Origin of the sequence: Rhizobium sp. WYJ-E13 (assembly GCF_018987265.1) — a bacterium.
In the GTDB taxonomy this organism is placed as follows: Bacteria; Pseudomonadota; Alphaproteobacteria; order Rhizobiales; family Rhizobiaceae; genus Rhizobium.
On record NZ_CP076855.1, the window covers coordinates 341544 to 359696 of the forward strand.

Here is an 18153-nt window from a genome sequence, read left to right on the forward strand (position 1 = left end):
ATTGCGGAAGGCATCTGGGAGCCTACGAGGCTTCCGATGCTCATCGACGGCGAAGACGTTATCGTGTCCGATTGGATCGAAGTTCGAAATCCAGCTACTCCGGACGAGGTTGTCGGGTTCGTCCCGCGTGCGACGCCGCGCGACGTCCAGGCGGCCGTCACTGTTGCGAAGTCGGCGCAGAAGGAATGGGGCAGCAAGAGCTTCTGCACGAGAGCGGAGATTCTTTCGATGGCCATCGATACGCTGCGAAAGGACGTCGAAGAGCGAGCGGTGTTGCTTGTCAGGGAGAACGGCAAGGTTCTTTCCGAAGCTCTTGGAGAGATCAAAGCGATACCCGCGCGACAGGAGCTTGCTTTTGGGCTTGCTCCGGAACTCGATGCCGGGAAATTCTTCGAGAATGCAAACGGTCAGACCAAGGTATCCTATCGGCCATTCGGTGTCGTTGCTTCGATCGTTCCCTGGAACGCACCTTTGAGCCTTGGGTTCGGCCAACTCGTGTCAGCGCTCCTTGCTGGGAACGCTGTCGTTCTTAAACCACCGGAGTCCTGCCCGCTGACGCTCATGTGGTCCGTTCGGATGTTCGCGGAGCGACTGCCCCGTGGATTGGTAAATATTGTGACCGGTTATCCGGAGGAGATTGGTGACGCCCTCACGCGCCATCCGGACGTAGGAAAAATTGCCTTCACAGGGAGTATCCCCGCTGCGCGCCGAATCATGGCAGGGGCAGCCGACACGATCAAAAGCTTGACGCTGGAACTTGGCGGCAACGATCCTGCAGTCATTCTCCCCGACCTCGATCTCACCGATGAAACGATGGATAGAATGGCCCGCGCCGTCTTTCGTATGTCTGGTCAAATATGCATGGCGATCAAGCGGATCTATGTGCCCGCCAAGATTGAGGGCAGGTTCCTCGATCGCTTTTCCCGGTCTGTCGACCGGATGGTGCTGGGGAACGGCTTGCGTGACGGGGTCACGATGGGGCCGCTGCACACTCGCAAGTCCCTCGATCGCGCGACCCGACTTGTCGCGGATGCCGAAGCTGCGGGAGCCGAGGTCATTCGGCTCGGATCGATCGACCCCTCCGTCGCCGACGGGGGAGGCTATTTTATGCAGCCGACCGTCGTTACCTCGGTGTCGGATGACGTCGAGCTCATCGTTGACGAGCAGTTCTGCCCTGCAATTCCTGTTTCGAAGTATACGGATATCGACGATGCGGTGGATCGGGCCAACCAGTCGGTTTTTGCGCTCGGCGCTTCTATTTGGAGTGCCGATGTGGAGAGTGCGGCCAAGATAGCGCGTCGCTTCGAAGCAGGAACAGTTTTTGTGAATGCTCATGGCACCGAGGCAGTTAACAGGCGGGCACCCTATGGCGGCATGAAGCAGAGCGGTATCGGTAGGAAGTCCGGCATCGAAGGTATTCTCGAGTATTCGGAAGCCCAGACGCTGTCGACGTTCCTCGGATAAGGCAAAAACGTCGTTATTCAAACTGCGTTCAATGAAACAACCGCTGGAGAAGACCTTGCTTGGGCGCTCACGAGCCGGGAGAATGATATAGATATGTCAAAAACAACAAGCGAAGCGGCGACACTGCGACTGAAGGTGACTTCGAAGCGGGAGATCGCTGTCGGAATACATCAGTTTGAACTGCGACACACGGAAGGGAAGGAACTCCCCGCGTTCACGCCAGGTTCCCACCTGACAGTCTCGCTGCCGAACGGCCAGAAGCGCCGGTATTCAATCACGAATCCGCCAATTGAGCGCGAAAGATACGTTCTTGCGGTCAAGCGGGAAATCAATGGCCGCGGGGGGTCCGTAAGCCTCGTTGACGAAGTCGCAGAGGGCGATCACATCGATGTTTCTCCTCCTGCGAATAATTTCGAGATGTCGGCTCGCGAACCCAGGAGTTACCTTTTCGTCGCCGGAGGCATCGGGATAACGCCGATACGATCGATGATCTACCATCTCCTGGCCCAGGGTAAGACGAACTTCCGCCTGTACTATTTCACCCGCTCTCCTGATCTCACTGCATTTCGTGAGGAATTTGCCGATCATCGCTTCAAAGGCAAGGTTGTCATCCATCACGACAACGGCGATCCGGAGCAGGCCTTCGATCTTTGGCCGATACTCGGCGAACCGAGAGGGGCGCACCTCTACTGCTGCGGTCCACAACCACTGATGAACGCCGTAAAGGACATGACAGGGTTCTGGTCTGATGACGCCCTGCACTTTGAAGACTTCGGGGCAGTGGCAACGGCCCGTGCTGACGATACCGCATTTACCATCCGCCTTGCCGCAAGCGGCGAGTGCTTCAATGTCGAGCCGGGAGTCTCTATTCTCGATACGCTGCGGCTCAATGGACATCGTGTCCCAAGCTCTTGCGAGAGCGGTACGTGCGGAACGTGTCGCGTGCGTTTCCTCGCTGGCGATCCGGAGCATCGCGACCTCGTTCTATCCGAGCAGGAGAAGAAGACGGAGATCATGGTGTGCGTTTCCAGGGCAAGATCCGACGAGATCGTCCTCGATATCTGACGAATTACTTAGGTCACGAATTATCTGGATCGAAACTGGGTCCGAGGTTAAAGTAGGCAGCATTATCGGCGGAAAAAATCGAGAACCCAAAGAGGAATGGAATGGACAGTAGCGAACACCTTCGAAACGGCAGTCCGGCGTCGCTGCCATTCGAGGAAAGTGTGGGATATCAGATCAGGCTGACCCACAGGCTGTTCCAGCGGAATCTCCAGCAAAAGATTGAGCCGTATGGGGTGACCCTTGGGCAATGGTACTTCCTTCGCGCGCTCTGGGATCAAGACGGACTTACGCAAAAGGAACTTTCGGTGGTCGTCGGGACCATGGAACCGACCACGCTTTCGGCGATTAAGTCGATGCTCGAGGCCGGGTTCGTGCGTCGGATTCGCAATCCCGAAGACAATCGCAAGATGAACGTTTACCTCACTGATCGTGGCCATGCGCTCAAGCACGAACTGCTGCCGTTCGCCCGGGAGATTACTGAAGATTCCTTTGACGGTTTCTCCGCCAGGGAACGTGAGTCTCTTCTGACACTGGTCGGCCTCGTACAGGACAATCTCAGACGACGGCTTGGCGTTGAAAGCGGACCGGGTCAATCGGACATGGATCCGACATTCTGAAAATCTGTTCTATGAGATTGCTATCGTGAGTCTTGCAGCCATCCGGTCGCTGCGCTCTGAAGAAACAGATGCACCGGTTCCCACGCCAAGGTATCGTTCGGCGATATCCGGAGACTCTGCCAAGGTTGCCGCCAGGCCCGAAATGGAGATCGCGCCGTTTTCCAGGACATAGCCCCGGTCGGCGATGCTGAGCGCTTGCCGCGCGTTTTGCTCGGCAAGCAAGATCGAAATTCCCTGGTCGCGGAGTTTCTTGATCAACTCAAATATTTCCGCGACCAGAAGAGGCGCGACGCCCAAAGAGGGCTCGTCCAGAACTAGAAGGCGCGGTTTCGACATAAGACCCCGCGCGATGGCAAGCATCTGCTGCTGCCCACCCGAGAAATTTCCTGCGATATCGCTTAGTCGCGGCTTCAAGACCGGAAAGAGACGGAAGACGAATTCCATTCTCTCCTGCAATGCTGTTTGGTCGGTCGCCGCCAGGCTATGCGCCCCGAGCATCAGATTTTCCGAAACAGACATTCCGCTGAAGATTTGTCGCCCTTCAGGTACATGCGCGACTCCGAGGCGGAGGCGTTGTGCGGCCGTCATACCCGCGACAGATTTGCCATCAAGCAGGACGTCGCCACTTAGAGGTCTGACGATACCGGAGACGGTTTTGGCGATAGTGCTTTTTCCAGCTCCGTTGGCTCCCACTAAAGTGACGATTTCACCTTCGTCCAGGTGAATGGATACCTGTTCAAGCACTGCGGTGCGCGCGTAGCCTAGCGAAACCTTCCGTAGTTCAAGCAACGGCATGTTCTTGCCTCCCCAAGTAGGCTCCTATCACCTTCGGGTCTTGCTGTACCTCCCCAGGCGAGCCTGCCGCGATCACCGAACCGGCATCAAGCACGACGACGTGGTCGGCGACGTTCATGACCAGCGACATGTTGTGTTCCACCACCAGAACGGAAATGCCTGCAGTCCGTACAGCCCTTAGCAGCGTGGCAAGTTCTTCGGTTTCGCTGTCGTTGAGACCGGCTGCCGGCTCGTCCAGGCAAAGAAGCTTGGGCTGACCCATCAACGCTCTGATAACGTCGAGAAGCTTCTGATTGCCCATCGGCAGGTCTATAGCATGCATGTCAGCCAAGCGAGCCAACCCAACGAGGTCCAGCAACTCGATCGCCTTGCCGCGAAGGCGATGTTCTTCTCGACGGCTCGACGGCGTCCAGAACATCTGACTGAAGCCGGAATGCCTAACCAGCCGATGCCGACCGACGAGCACGTTCTCAAGAACGGTCAGTCCGGGAAAAACTCGTGCCGACTGAAATGTCCTTATCAGACCCAAATCGGCGATTTTCGTAGCGCTGCGGCCGCGAATATCTATCCCATCATACCGTACCTCGCCGGCGTCGCTCGGAAAAATGTTGGTCAGCAGATTGAAAACCGTGGTCTTCCCGGCTCCGTTCGGACCAATCAAAGCCGTGATGGTTCCGGCAGGAACCACGAAGCTGATGTTATCGGTTGCTTTCAAGCCGCCGAACCGCTTCGAGAGCCCTCGAACCTCGAGGATGTTTCCATTGGCTTGAGGGTAAATGCCTCGTCTATCGCCGGTCATTTGCAACTCCACTCAGCAGCGCTTTGCCGCGAAAGCCCACCTCGAAGAGCCTCGCGGCCCGGTTCAACGCATGTACGATCGAGCCGTAGATTCCTTGAGGTAGGTAAAGGAAGCATATGATCAGCAGCGTCCCGCTGAAGAATGTCTTGTAGATCGCCAGCGGCTGGAACAGGGTCGGAAGCAATGTCATCAAGATGCTGCCGAAAGCTGGTCCAACAAGAGTGCCTTCGCCTCCTATAACCAACATCGCAACCAGCTCCAATGACCTTGCGCTGCCGATCATCTCCGGAGCCAGGAAATTGAAAGAGAATGCCATCAGACTTCCCGACAGAGATGCCAGGGCCGCGCTGATCAGGAACACGACAAGTTTGTATCTGACAATGTTGATACCAAGTGCGCTTGCCGCCATCTGGTCGGTGCGGATAGCCTGAAGCGCCCGCCCGAAGCTCGAACGCAACGCTCCGAACAGAACGAAGAGGATGACAATGTTCACGCCGGCAACAAGGTAGTACATCCGCAGCGGGCTGCTGAAATCGATCGGCCCTATCGAGAAGCTCGGGATGCCAACCATTCCAGATGGGCCTCCGGTGATATCGACGAGCCCGATGGCGAAGGAGTCAATCAGAAGGCCGAAGGCGAGAGTTGCCAGCGCAAGATACAGTCCTCGGAGCCTTAGCGTGACCAACGAGAGCACGAGCGCGCAGAGTAATGACAAGGCGATACCGACCAGAATGCCAAGTATCGGTTCTACTTCGTAGTTGATCGTCATATACCCGGCGACATAGCCACCAATAGCCATGAACCCTGCCTGGCCGAGGCTAACTTGACCAGTATAGCCCATCAGCAGGTCCAGTCCGATCAACGCGATGAATATGATCGCGGCCATTGTCAGACTGGAAATGACTGTCAGATCGATCATCCAAGGCAGAGCGATGACGAATGCCACGCCGAATGCCGCCGCCGGCCACACGATCTGCGGAGCGAGCCGGGTGATGTGGTTCGTCACCCTATTGTCGTCCCGCACGTCCTGACGACGCACGACCCGGGAAGGGATGATTCCTGTGGGGGCATAGATCAGGACGACGAGGAGGATGAATAGTGCGACGGCGCTGCTGAAGAGGGAGGATACGTATGCTGTTGCCAGTTGGGTGATGAGGCCGAGTAGAATTCCGCCCGCAATCGCGCCTGGGAATGATGAGACCCCGCCGATTACCACTGCGATGAATCCGGAGATGGTAAAAAGCGATCCGGAATTGAATTGCAACGTTGTCGTCGGCGCGACCACCACACCCGCGACCGAAGCGATCATGGTCGCCAGTCCAAAGCTGAATATCGCCATCCGGGGGACGTCGATACCCACCAGCGTGGCGGCATTCTGGTGCTCCGCACAGGCACGCAGTGATCGGCCAAGTCGCGTTCTGTTGACCAGGAACCACAGGCAGAGGACGACGACGATCGCAGTGCCGAAGATCCAGAACGCCTGACTGGGGACATGGATCTGTCCAAAACCGAATGGTTCTTCTCCTGTAAACGGTGGCAATGTGTAGGGCTGGCTTCCCCAAGCGACGAGCACGAACCCTTCGAGCATCGTGAGGATGCCGACGGTCAGCATAAGAAGGTTGGCGTTGGAGAGTGAGCGTAAGGCGGGGACGAATGTGAAGGCACCGAGCAACGTTCCTGCCGCCGTGGTCGTCAGCACGGCGGCGACAAGAGAAATCGCCAGAGGAAAGCCCAGAGACTGATTGAATGTATAACCGATCAGTGCACCGACGAGGGCGAAGCCGCCCTGGGCAAGGTTGATCGCACCTGTCACGCGGTGGATCAGAGAGAATCCGAGGGCGATCAGGGCATAGATCGTGCCGACCAGCAGGCCGCCAATGCATATCTGGAGAAACTCAGCCATTGGTGAGATCCTTTGATTTAAGGTTCATTACTTGAGCGGGATGCCACCCAAGTCGCTAACCGCCTTCCAGTTCTTGATGCCCGGATCCCAAATGGTCACGACTACGTTTGATTTGTCGAGACCACGTTGCGGGTCCTTCTTAAAATCGTAGACTCCATTAATGCCGCCGATACCCTGCATGCTGTTGATATGGTCACGCAACTGCTCCGCGGACGCGCCTTCGGGAAGTTGACGTAGCGCTTCAGTCACGACAAGCGCCGGATCCCATGCAAACGTCGCGGAGCCGTCCGGAACGAGGTTCGCGTCCTTAAATGACCGGAAGAACGCGTGCTTTGCCGTGACGGCCTGCTCTGATTGACCAAGGGTATTCGCTTCAAGCCACTGCGGCGCAGGAATATAAAGCTCTTTCGGCATGAACGGCGCATATTGCGTCATCTGCGCGAAGGTCATGTTGCCGTCCGTGGTGCCAATAGGCTTGTCCAGTCCTGCGTCCCGAATAGCCTTGAGAACGGTTCCGACAGGGCCGCCTGTCGTCCAGACTATAACAGCGTCCGGATCAGCACCCTTAATTCTCTGGACTTGGGCCGAGGCGCTCACATCGGTGGGGTTGAACTTCGCGTCTTCAACGATGGACATGTCGGCATAGTCGCCCTTCCCAGCAAGTGAAGTGATGATCTTATAAGCATCCTGACCGGAAGCGTCGGTCGATGTGATCAGGCCGATCTTCTTCCAGCCACGCTCACCAAAATAACGCAGCAATGCTTCACTCAGTCCAACCGTCGAAACGCTGGAGCTAAAAACGAAACCTCCCGTCTGAGGCCGAAGGGCCGGGGACAAACAGTACATTACCGGACCCTTCTTGACCAATGGTGCCATCGCATTGCAAATGCCGGCCAAGGTGGAGCCTATGATTACTGGCGGGCTTGCGGCCTTGATCTTGTTTGTAAGCTGAACCGCAGTCTGCGGATTTGACTGGTCGTCGTGAAAGACGAATTTAAGGGGCTTTCCATGTATGCCCCCGCTTTCCGAAACAAGTTTCTCATAGAGCATGAAGGCTTCTTGCTCGGCCTTGCCGAGAAAGGATGCTCCCCCGGTCAGCGGAAGGACAACATCGATCTCGAATGCGTCGGACGCCCGCGCTTGACCCGTTGAAAGACAGTGCACGGCGATGATGGCAAATCCAGCGATTCGCAACAGCTTGGCGATCATTAATGGTCCTCCCCTTTTCTTGTGAGTGACCTCCCCATAGCCTCCTCGCCTGGAACAGATCACGAAGCCAAAAATACTTAGGCTTCTAATTGATGCATTATGACGAGGTTTTGATTGATGTCGAGGAAAAAAATGCAGAAGTCAGCAACTCGACCTGAAACTGGAAAATTGAACGTTTCACTCCAGCGGATGGTGGGACGAAGCGGAGGGGATATCCATGTGTTTGCCGGCTTTTAAGCCTAACAACCACCGCGTGCCAATGGTTAAAACATCAATTTCTGGCTTGCCGTCCCAACGCGGCGCACCAAACGGCATCAGGGCGAATTCGAGCTTGAATACGCCATTAAGTTAGGAGCCTAAGTAAATGTGATTCTCCTTTCGAGTGCCGACGGAGGACATATCGCGAGGTTCCTACCCTGTAACGCGATGAGTTGGAATCTGCTTGCCGAGATCATCATCCATGAACTGCCGCCGCCGTAAGTCACTGAAAATTCGTTCTCATTGTTGGAAAGCCTTTCGACCGCTTCCGAAAGTGGCCTCCGGAGGCCGAGCCTTTGCGACAAGGCAAAGCGCGGCAATCACGATTGCAGGAAAAGTTCTCTCCTCTCAGGGCTTTCACCTTCTCAAGTCGCTCGTAACGATAACAGCATGCCTCGCTTCTCTTTAAACCGGTCAGACGGAAGTCCTTCGCCAGGCGCCGATGTTTCTGTGGAACGACAAGAAACCAAGCAGTATCCATCTGGGGATCCCAACGGCCCGGTCGCCTCTCATTGTGGGCAGTCGCGTGCTGTGAATGTTGTTTGTTACAAAGCCGTGCGACAGGCTCTGCGAAAATGGGGAAAACTTTCGTTAGCGCAATACAATCATCCCGACGGCGACAAGCATGACCAGCGCGGCAAAACAGCTGTTGAGGATCGATCGACGATGTTTGAGCACATGCACTGATCTGCATCCGCCAAACGCGCCCAAAGCGCCACCCGCGACGAAGGCTGCTGCCAGCGCCCAGTCGACAAGGCCAGACAGGGAATAGCTCAGCGCCGTCGTCATTCCGAAGGCCACGATCGCGACAAGCGAAGTGGCAACCGCGTTGATCGTTGCCATGCCGGTTGAGATCATCAACCCGGGAACGATCAGGAAACCGCCGCCAATGCCAAAGAAACCCGAGACGGCTCCGGTTCCGGCGCCCATGGCGAGGATCTTGGGCAGGTTACTCACCGAAAAAGGGGCGACGGGCTCGCACACCACGTTACGGCGCCGAAACATGGTAATGCTGACAAGGATCATCAAGCCGCCAAATAAGATCAACAAATGTCCGCCTTCAAGAGCCTTGCCGAGCGACGCACCGATCCACGCGCCAACGACACCAGTCACGCAATAGAGGCCGGCATATTTCCATCGGACGGTCCCGTGCCGCGCGTGCATCATCAGGCTGATAAACGCGTTTGCCGACACAGCGACGGCACTCGTTGCGATGGCCACATGAGCGTTTCCAACCCCCACCAGATGGACGAGCAAGGGTACGGCGAGGATCGAGCCGCCGCCTCCGAACAGACCGAGCGTAAAACCCACCACGCTTCCCGAAAAAGCGCCAAGAACATAGTGAAGCAAGTCGAGCGACATCGCGAGAGACCTGGCCAATGAGCGAGTTCAACGTTACGTTCCGCGTATGGGCGAAGCGCGAGGGTCACAAATTCGGGGTCTGAATTGAGACCCTCAGCCCCAGGCGACCTTGCCGAGCGCATTCAAGGGAAAACGGAGGTACCGCTGGCCATTGGATTCCGGTTCAGGGAGCCTGCCGCCGTTAATGTTGATTTGAAGCGCGTGGAGGATCAGTTTCGGCATTGGAAGGGTTTTGTCTCTTGCCTCCCGCAAAGTGACGAATTCGCTGACGCTGGCGCAACGCGACAGATGAATATTGGTGGCCCGTTGCAAGTGAACCGTGCTTTCCCATTGTGGTTCCCTTCCTCCCGGCTGGTAATCGTGGCCGACGAAAATACGCGTGTCGTCAGGCAGCGAGAGGATTCTCTGCATGCTTGACCAGAGACTCTTTGCACTTCCACCGGGGAAGTCGGCTCTCGCCGTCCCGCTATCGGGCATGAACATCGTATCGTGGACGAAGGCGCAGTCGCCGATGCAATAGGTGACCGATGCGAGCGTGTGGCCAGGAGAAAAAAGGACCGTAGCTTTGATATTGCCGACGCAGAACGCTTCACCATCGGAAAACAGATGATTCCACTGCGATCCGTCAGTTGGAAAATCGGGCAAATTATAAGTGTCCCGCCACAGTTTTTGAACATCGACCACGTGCTCGCCTATTGCGGTCGGCGCCCCGGTCTTGTCCTTCAGATAGGCGGCGGCTGAGAAATGGTCGGCATGGGGGTGAGTGTCGAGAATCCACTGAATATGCAGTTGCCGCGCGGCAACGTAATCCAAAATGACGTCCGCACTTTCGGTTGCTATGGAGCCGGATTTCTCGTCGAAATCCAGCACCGGGTCGATGATGGCGCAGGCTCCCGTCTCCGGATCGCTGACGACATATTGCACAGACGACGTTCGCCGATCAAAAAATGCCGCTACGTCTGGCTTTTGCATGATCATGCCTCGACCGAAGCGCGACGAGGAAAGAAAATTGCCCTCGAGGGATCGAAATCGTAGTCGGGCGCGAATGTTAGTGCATCCTTGGCCAACTGTGCCACCGACCGCAGTATGAAGCCCACTTTGTCCTCCGACAGCAGCACGCTGAAGTTCAAGCGCGTGAAGCCTGGCTTCTTGATTTCATCCCCGGAAAGGATGGCCTGCCGCATGAGGTCCGATGCCTCGTCATCGATGGACAATAGCCTGTGAACATAGGGGCCTGCGCAGGCGCATCCGCCACGGGCCTGGATGCCAAAACGGTCGCTGAGCATCCGGGTCACCAGTTGCTGATGCACGTAACCGCCCTTGCCATCGATGACACGGAACGAAAATATCGGCAGCCGATCTTGCTGCTGCAGGCCTAACAATTCCAACTGCGGAATCGACCTCCACGCGTGGAATGCAGCGATCGTCAAATCTTGATTGCGCAGCCGCATTGCGTCAAGCCCGATTGCATGCTTGACGATGAAGGCGAGAGCCGATCGTATATCGCCGATGACATTCGGCGTCCCGGCCTCTTCGCGAGACTCCAGGCTGTCGCTGTAGTCGTGGGAAGTGGGCGAAACGAATTTTACGGTTCCGCCGCCTGGCCATGAGGGTTTGCCGGATACGACCGCATCGCGACGCACGATCAGGATGCCGGACGAGCCAGGGCCTCCGATGAACTTGTGGGGTGACACGACAATAGCATCGATTTCAGCCTCTGCGCTGGGCGACATGGCGATTGGCAGATAGGGGCCGCCGCCGGCATAGTCCCAAATCACTTTGGCTCCTGCTTCCTTGGCCTGTTCGGTAATGGCTTTCACGTCGGTGACGATGCCAGTGACATTCGAAGCAGCCGAAAATGCGCAAATGATGAGATCCGGCGTCCCCTCACGCAATGCCTCTTCCAGCCGGACAGGATCTGGCCCACCGGTCGGTGCCTCCGGTATTTCGATGATGTCAGCACCGCTTTCGCGCCACGGGAGAATATTCGAGTGATGTTCGTAGGGGCCGATGATGACGCGAACGGATTTATCCGCTGCCACGGCCTCCGAGACGCCGAATAGCGTCACCAGGCGGTTGATGCCGGCCGTCGCTCCAGAACCGGTGAAAATCACGGCATGGCGTGCGTCTGCCCCGCAATACTGAGCAATCAGCACGCGGGCTTCCCCCCGAAGTCTGGTCATAAAGCTCCCGCAGTACGAGGCCTCGGTATGGCTATTAGCGTAGTAGGGCAGGACCTCTTCGAGGATAAATTGCTCGACCTGACGCAACGCGCGCCCTGACGCGACGTAATCGGCATAAACCAGGGGCTTGCTGCCATAGGGGCCGGTGATGGTCGCCGATGAACCGACAAGCCCGTCGCGGAGGTTGTCGATCAGATCCCGGCCCACCAGGCTTTTACGGAAGCGGCCAAGCGGACTTGAACTGTCGCTCGCTTGATAGGCAACTGCGGACATGATCGTCTCCCTGCATTAAGCGTTGACAGGGAGCTTATTGTGCCTCACTTGTGGAAACATCACCTATATTTTCGCATTTTTGGCAGTCTATGTGTCAAATGATCACGAAATCTGAAAAAATCGACATTTTTGATCTGAAGATTTTAACTTGCCTTCAGAACAACGCGAATTTGTCGCAGCGCGATCTCGCCGAAGAGGTCGGACTGTCACAGAACGCCTGCTGGCGTCGGCTCCAACGCTTGCACACGATCGGCATGATCCAGGGGTCTTACGGCAAGATAGACCTGCCGGCTCTTGGATTGGATTTGACGGTCTTTGTTATGGTTCGCACACGTCACCACTCGAAAGAATGGGCTGATGATTTCCGTGCCCACGTCGAGCGGCTTCCCGAAGTCATCGATTTTTACCGGATCGGCGGTGATTGGGATTATCTGATGAAGGTCGTCACGCGGGGCATGTCCGGATATGACGCCTTTTACCAAAAGCTGATCACTAACTTCGATCTAGCGACAGTGACTGGCTTCTTTTCGATGGAAGCGATTATCAATAATCGAGCCGTCGATCTGAACCGGATAAGATAATCGCTTGCCGCCGGACGACGGCAAACCCGTCAGACGAGACGCAGCAAGCCCCATCTCGACAGCAAGGTCCTTCGAGTCGCGGACCGGAACTCCATCAGGGGAACAGCATGTCGGACCGACGTAATCGAAAGCGCCTCGACTATTAAGCAAAGACGAGGTAGCGGCCTGACCCAGCTCATCGATTGGTCGATCATCGACATCGCCGGGTTAAGATCACAATGACCAGCAACATGAACGGGCCGGGACGCTCGCCGTTCCCGGCTGGGCGATTTTCCCTCCTTGAAGAACCGCTGTAGCGTTTGAGGATCCAGTCTATAAGTCCCAGTCGCGCGCCCGGCTCCGACGCCAATGTCGCCACCGAAACCGGAGTGCCGACCCCCTGGCTGGCCTGGGCGCGCCGCGCTCAAGATCCGCAGCAGACGAAAAGCCGGATTGGTCTCCTCGGTTACGATCAGGGAGCGATTTTCGCCGGGTGATTGGCGCTGCCGCACAGGGCGCATGCCGCCCTGGTCGAAGTCTGAGGGACAAGATCCGTTTGAAATTCCAAAGTCGCCCGCGAATCGAACGCCGCCTTTCGACGGCATTCGATCTTCTGCCTTTCGCGGCTTCGACGCCTAGCTGAGCGCGATGACTGCCTCTATCTCGACCTTGGCGCCGCGGGGCAAGGCAGACACCTCGTAGCAGGCGCGAGCGGGGTAGGGCGCGGCGAATGCCCGGCCGTAGATTTCGTTGAACTCCGAGAACCGCGACAGGTCAGTCACTAGCACCGTCGTCTTGACGGTCTTTGCAAGACTCGTGCCGGCTGCGATGGCGATCGCTTCGACATTGGCGAGGCACTGGCGCATCTGCTGCAGCATGTCCTCCGGCAGCTCGCCGGTCTTCGGGTCGATCGGCAATTGGCCTGAAACAAAGAGCAGCCCGCCGGCGACGATGCCTTGCGAATATGGCCCCACCGCTGGAGGTGCCTTGTCTGTTGTTATCGCTGCCATTCTCATTCCTTTCTACTCATTGATTGGGAGTGGTCTACTTCACCACGCGGATGAAATGATTGTACCAGGGAGCGCTGGGCTTCAGACGCCCGCTCTCGTCCCAATCGCTCCAGCCGTTGAATTTCAGCGGTTCCTCGTTTGATACCCTCTGCAACTTCTGTCGGAGCGCCTCGGCGCAGGCCGACAGACCCTCAGGAGGTCCTAACTTGGCATCAACGCCGAACACGGCGTGCTGTGGCAGGACGCTGTAGCCCATGTAGTGTAGGGTGAAGTTGACCGGCCACAGCACGAGATCGATGTCGCCATTTCTGCCGTCGTGCCGAAACGAGGTCTCGGGACCTCCTGCCGTGACCGACACGAACGCCTTCTTGCCCTTGAACAAGCCGGCGTCATAGCGTCGGCGACTTGAATAGAGACCGTACACGAAGACACGATCGAGCCACCCCTTCAGGATCGCGGGTGCCGCGAACCACCAGATCGGAAACTGAAGGATCAAAAGATCGGCTCTGCTGAGCTTGTCGATTTCGGCTTGCACGTCGGGCGCCGTCCTTCCGGTGTCAAAAGCGTGCCTTTGCTCCGATTGGACATCGAACCTGTCCCTCGATACCCTGTCGGTGAAATGGCGCGGCGCCTCGACAGGATCGAAGCCCGCCGCATAAAGATCAGAAACCTCGACCGTGTAACGAAGGCGCCTCAGCTCTTCGATCGCCACATCCTTCAGATGGCCGTTGAGCGAATGCGTCTCAGGATGGGCGAGAACAATCAAAGCGTGCATTAACTCCCCCCAATATCAGTTGGCTCGACAAGGCCTAGGCTGCGTCGTAGCCGCCTTGGTCATTGTGCCGTTCCCCACCTGCCAAGGGCGGATTGAAGACGCAGATCAGATGCAGTTCGCCCTTTGTCGCCCTCAGCACATGTTGATCGTGCTTATCGAGTGCGTACATAGATCCGACGCCGATTGTGTAAGTCTTGCCGGTCGCCACATCGAAAACCTCGCCTTCGCCGGCGATGCAGTAATTGGTCTCGAGATGATCCTTGTAATGACAATGGATCTCAGTGCCTTGCGGCACACGCGTGTGGTGGACCGAGTAGCCCATACCGTCATTCTTGACGATCAACCGTGTGCTGATGAACTTCTCCGTGGCGACAAACTGTTCGCTGTCCTTCAGGTCATCGATATGACGAACGATCATGGCTGTTGCTCCGCTGTTGGCCGTGTATTGCGAAAAACTGCTTCGATTGCTCTGGAGACGGCCAGCAACCTGGCATCTCGGCCCCGATAGCCCGTCGTCATGAAGCCGACGGGTCTCGACGGATCCGGCGCGATTGTGACACTCGGTGCATCCACCCTGTTTGCCACTTCCGTGAGCCGGAATGTCAGTCGGTTGAAGCGATAATATGACTCGTCGGCTTCGACATCTTTGACGCGAGGAGGGATGATCGGGACAGTGGGCGTCAGCAGTGCATCAAAACTGTCGAGACGGCGATGATAGGCGTCCGCCGCCTTGGCGAGCTTGTCCAGGGAAGATGCGTACGCGCTTGCCCGTACATCGGCGCCGAGCTGGATGCGTGGCCCGACACGGGGGTCATAGAGATCCTTAGACTGCTCGAGATAGGGCCGATGCCAGGCATAAGCCTCGGCGATGATAATACCTCCCTCGACTGCAATGGGACCGTAGGTTGAAAGTTCGGGGAACTCCTTTTCGACGATCGTCGCCCCAGCAGCCCGCAAAGCTTCCAGAGAGGCGCGGAACGACGATGCGATCTCCTCGTCGGTATCTGCGTAGGCGAATTGAACGGGAACCAAAAAACGCATGCCATCGACCGCGAGGGTTTCGTCGGGATGGTGCATTCCTGTGACCGCCGCGTCGACGCGTTGGAGCATCGACACGTCCCGCGCGATGAAGCCAGGAATGTCGAACGTTGGCGAAAGAAACAGCATGCCGTCCCGGTCGTAGCGATGGTGACTGGGCTTGAAGCCGGCAAGTCCACAAAAGGCTGCCGGGATACGGATGGAGCCGCTTGTATCGCTTCCGAGCGCGACATCGGCGAAGCCGAGCGCTACAGACACCGCCCCCCCAGACGTGGATCCTCCGGCAGTGCGCTCGCGGGCCGGATCAAGGGGTGAGCGCGGCGTTCCGAACGAAGCGTTGATCCCCAGAGCGCCAAACGCGAATTCGGTCATGTTGGACTGATTGACGATGACCGCCCCCTGACGGCGCAACGCTGTCACGAGACCTGCGTCCCTTTCAGCCGGCGGGGCCTTCTCCATCACACGAGACGCTGCCGTAGTGACCCAGCCGGCAACGTCGAAGCAGGCCTTTACGCTGAGCGATATCGGCAGGGATGGACACAAGCCGGTCGATGCAAGTGCTTCCCAGGCCTGAGCCTCCGACAACGCCTGCTCGTCCCGCCGGTGGAAGACCGCAAGTCGTGCATCCTCGGCGCATTCGTCCATCCGCTCCAGCTGGCCACCGATCCGGCGCCGGAACCCCTCGATCATCGGCTTTCGATTGGTTTGCATGTCGATCTCCAGATTCAGCTAAGGTGCACGGCGCGCAGGAAGGCGCGGGTGCGCTCATTCTTGGGCTGCGAAAGCAAGGCCTCGGGCCCCCCTTCTTCGACCACCCTGCCGCCTTCCATGAAGCAAACGCGGTCGGCAATGGCCCGCGCCACACCCATCTGATGGGTAACCACCAAGACGGTCAGATCGCGAGCGCTCGCAAGATCACGCATGACGCCAAGGACCTCGCCGACAAGTTCCGGATCGAGAGCAGAAGTTGCCTCGTCGAAGAGCATGACCTTCGGTTCGAGCGCCATGGCACGCGCGATCGCGACTCGTTGTTGTTGCCCGCCCGACAGCCTCGACGGATAGTCGGAAAGCTTTCCGGACAGCCCGACCCGGGCCAGCAGCGCAGAGGCTCGCGCCTCCGCTTCCTTTTTCGACAGGCCAAGCACATGACGTGGCGCCGCTGCAACATTTCCGAGTGCGGTCAAGTTGGGAAACAGGTTGAAGTTCTGGAACACCATACCAGTCAGAGACCGCATCTCACGCAGATGCTGGCGCGTCGGCTGGACCAGATGTTGTCCGCGATTGAGGTGCCAGAGCGGGCGACCGCCAACCGATACTTTGCCGTGGTCGATGTCCTGCAGCGCCATAATGATACGCAGCAACGTCGACTTGCCAGAGCCACTGGGGCCGATAATAGCGACCTTCTCGCCCTTCATTACCGTGAAGTTGAACTCATCCAAGATGACGGTCGGTCCGAACCTTTTGCAGACGTTCTCGAACGTAATCATCTCGGTCATTTGTATCTCCCCAGATTGTTCTGCAGCAAGTGAATGAAGCTGGCAGCAATACAGCTCATGATCAGGTAGCCGATCGCAGCCAGCGTTATGGGTTCAATGTAGCGGAACGACTGTGATCCGACGTCATTGGCTTCGAACATCATTTCGGGGACGGTGATCGCCGCCAGGATCGGCGTGTCCTTCAGCATGGTGATGAAAGTATTGCCCAAGGCCGGGATCAACGGGATGATCGCCTGGGGAAGGATCAGATGACGGAGGGCGGCATAGCGCGAGAACCTCAAGCTTTCCACCGCATCCCACTGTCCCCGCGGGATACTGTCGAAGCCGGCACGATATGCTTCGGCGACGTAGGCACCGTGGTAAAGACCGAGCGCCACTATGCCCGTAACAACCGGGTCCAGAACGATGCCTGTTTCCGGCAGAACGAAAAACAGGAAATAGATCTGGATTAGCAACGGGGTGGATCGAAGGAGCTCGACAAGGCTCCTGCCGAACAAGGCAATGGGCGCTGCCGAGGATCGGCAGAAGCCGAGGAGGACGCCTCCAACGATCAGGGATGCTGCGAAACCGCCAACCGTCGCCAGGAATGTTACGACCGCCCCTCTGAGCAAGGGGGGCATCACCTCCAATGCGAAATCCCAGGAAAACAATTCGGTCATCTCACACCTCTCACCACTCGGCCGTGTGAGAGCGCTGTCTCGATTCTCTTCATGCCGGTCGATGCGGCCAATGAAATGGCGAGATAGATTGCGAGGGTGACGAGCAGGACATTGCCGGAGCTGTAGCTTTTGGAAATAATTGCCTTTGCCTGAAACGTCAGATCAGGAATGGTGATGAGAGAGACAAGCGACGTGGCTTTGATCAGTTCGATCAACAGGTTTGCAAAGAGCGGCATCATCATGATGAGCGCTTCCGGCAATATGACGATCCGCATGGTGTGGAACCAGCTGAAGTTTAGCGCGGCGGCCGCATCGATCTGGTCTTTTGGAACCGCGTCAATGCAGCCGCGCACGACCTCCGCGCCATATGCGCCAAAACACAGACCGAGCCCGAGGGTCGCGCACTGTGTCGGTGACAAATTCACTCCCAGATAGGGCAGCACGTAAAACAGCCAGAACAGCTGGGCAAGGGCTGACGTACCTCGGAAAAATTCAACGTATATTGACGCGGGGATCCGCACGAAGCTATTTCGTGAAGCCCGACAAATACCCGCAAAGATCGACAGGACGAAAGCCAGTGCCGCAGACATGACGGATAGCTTCAGCGTCCAGAGAATCCCGATCAGAAAATCAAACCTGTACTGCCAAATGAGCGCCATAACGCAACCTCCCCAAGACGCATCTATT

The 18153-nt window shown here is 57.1% G+C and carries 18 protein-coding genes; 4 read left to right on the forward strand and 14 right to left on the reverse strand.

Features of this window, described 5'->3' with window-relative positions:
* Positions 1 to 36 precede the first annotated feature (36 nt).
* From KQ933_RS33010 to KQ933_RS33020, 3 genes are all read left to right on the forward strand, one after another.
* Complete coding sequence (locus KQ933_RS33010; RefSeq protein WP_216761103.1) at positions 37 to 1464, forward strand: aldehyde dehydrogenase family protein; 1428 nt, start codon at positions 37 to 39, stop codon at positions 1462 to 1464.
* Positions 1465 to 1557: 93 nt separating this feature from the next.
* Positions 1558 to 2529, forward strand: coding sequence for a PDR/VanB family oxidoreductase (locus tag KQ933_RS33015; RefSeq protein ID WP_216761104.1), 972 nt, complete (start codon positions 1558 to 1560; stop codon positions 2527 to 2529).
* 101 nt (positions 2530 to 2630) lie between these two features.
* Positions 2631 to 3146, forward strand: a complete 516-nt coding sequence (locus KQ933_RS33020; protein WP_216761105.1) for a MarR family winged helix-turn-helix transcriptional regulator — start codon at positions 2631 to 2633, stop codon at positions 3144 to 3146.
* Positions 3147 to 3155: 9 nt separating this feature from the next.
* Here KQ933_RS33020 and KQ933_RS33025 read toward each other — a convergent pair whose 3' ends face one another.
* The 7 genes from KQ933_RS33025 to KQ933_RS33055 all read right to left on the reverse strand — a co-directional run bounded on the left by KQ933_RS33025 (position 3156) and on the right by KQ933_RS33055 (position 11928).
* Positions 3156 to 3941, reverse strand: a complete 786-nt coding sequence (locus KQ933_RS33025) for an ABC transporter ATP-binding protein (RefSeq protein ID WP_216761106.1) — start codon at positions 3939 to 3941, stop codon at positions 3156 to 3158.
* Entirely contained in the window at positions 3928 to 4740 is an 813-nt protein-coding gene (locus KQ933_RS33030; protein ID WP_216761107.1) for an ABC transporter ATP-binding protein, read from the reverse strand. Before KQ933_RS33030 ends, KQ933_RS33025 begins: the two co-directional genes overlap by 14 nt.
* Positions 4727 to 6643, reverse strand: coding sequence for an ABC transporter permease (locus tag KQ933_RS33035; protein ID WP_216761108.1), 1917 nt, complete (start codon positions 6641 to 6643; stop codon positions 4727 to 4729). Before KQ933_RS33035 ends, KQ933_RS33030 begins: the two co-directional genes overlap by 14 nt.
* 27 nt (positions 6644 to 6670) lie before the next feature.
* A complete protein-coding gene (locus KQ933_RS33040) occupies positions 6671 to 7852 on the reverse strand; it encodes an ABC transporter substrate-binding protein (RefSeq protein ID WP_216761109.1) in 1182 nt (393 codons plus the stop codon).
* Between the two features lie 849 nt (positions 7853 to 8701).
* Positions 8702 to 9472, reverse strand: coding sequence for a sulfite exporter TauE/SafE family protein (locus KQ933_RS33045; protein WP_216761110.1), 771 nt, complete (start codon positions 9470 to 9472; stop codon positions 8702 to 8704).
* Between the two features lie 93 nt (positions 9473 to 9565).
* Positions 9566 to 10450 (reverse strand): MBL fold metallo-hydrolase, encoded by an 885-nt coding sequence (locus tag KQ933_RS33050; protein WP_216761111.1) that lies wholly within the window; start codon positions 10448 to 10450, stop codon positions 9566 to 9568.
* Positions 10447 to 11928, reverse strand: a complete 1482-nt coding sequence (locus tag KQ933_RS33055) for an aminotransferase class V-fold PLP-dependent enzyme (protein ID WP_216761112.1) — start codon at positions 11926 to 11928, stop codon at positions 10447 to 10449. Before KQ933_RS33055 ends, KQ933_RS33050 begins: the two co-directional genes overlap by 4 nt.
* A gap of 98 nt (positions 11929 to 12026) precedes the next feature.
* On the opposite strand from KQ933_RS33055, the gene KQ933_RS33060 reads away from it, so the two are divergent.
* On the forward strand, positions 12027 to 12509 hold the full coding sequence (locus tag KQ933_RS33060; protein ID WP_216761113.1) for an Lrp/AsnC family transcriptional regulator: 483 nt from the start codon (positions 12027 to 12029) through the stop codon (positions 12507 to 12509).
* 614 nt (positions 12510 to 13123) lie between these two features.
* Here the strand turns inward: KQ933_RS33060 and KQ933_RS33065 are convergent.
* The 7 genes from KQ933_RS33065 to ehuC are packed head-to-tail and all read right to left on the reverse strand — an operon-like array spanning position 13124 to position 18125.
* Positions 13124 to 13498, reverse strand: coding sequence for a RidA family protein (locus KQ933_RS33065; RefSeq protein ID WP_216761114.1), 375 nt, complete (start codon positions 13496 to 13498; stop codon positions 13124 to 13126).
* Between the two features lie 34 nt (positions 13499 to 13532).
* Complete coding sequence (locus KQ933_RS33070; RefSeq protein WP_216761115.1) at positions 13533 to 14273, reverse strand: NAD(P)H-dependent oxidoreductase; 741 nt, start codon at positions 14271 to 14273, stop codon at positions 13533 to 13535.
* A gap of 34 nt (positions 14274 to 14307) precedes the next feature.
* Positions 14308 to 14691 carry an ectoine synthase gene (locus KQ933_RS33075; protein ID WP_216761116.1) on the reverse strand — a complete coding sequence of 128 codons (384 nt, stop codon included), beginning with the start codon at positions 14689 to 14691 and terminating at the stop codon, positions 14308 to 14310.
* Entirely contained in the window at positions 14688 to 16022 is a 1335-nt protein-coding gene (locus KQ933_RS33080) for an amidase family protein (RefSeq protein WP_216761117.1), read from the reverse strand. The genes KQ933_RS33075 and KQ933_RS33080 overlap by 4 nt, the downstream gene beginning before the upstream one ends.
* A gap of 14 nt (positions 16023 to 16036) precedes the next feature.
* Positions 16037 to 16807, reverse strand: coding sequence for an ectoine/hydroxyectoine ABC transporter ATP-binding protein EhuA (gene ehuA / locus KQ933_RS33085; RefSeq protein WP_253958481.1), 771 nt, complete (start codon positions 16805 to 16807; stop codon positions 16037 to 16039).
* The gene (gene ehuD, locus KQ933_RS33090; protein ID WP_216761118.1) at positions 16804 to 17466 is read right to left on the reverse strand and encodes an ectoine/hydroxyectoine ABC transporter permease subunit EhuD; all 663 of its coding nucleotides are present in this window, start codon (positions 17464 to 17466) and stop codon (positions 16804 to 16806) included. The genes ehuA and ehuD overlap by 4 nt, the downstream gene beginning before the upstream one ends.
* Entirely contained in the window at positions 17463 to 18125 is a 663-nt protein-coding gene (ehuC, locus tag KQ933_RS33095; protein ID WP_216761119.1) for an ectoine/hydroxyectoine ABC transporter permease subunit EhuC, read from the reverse strand. Before ehuC ends, ehuD begins: the two co-directional genes overlap by 4 nt.
* Between the last annotated feature and the right edge of the window lie 28 nt (positions 18126 to 18153).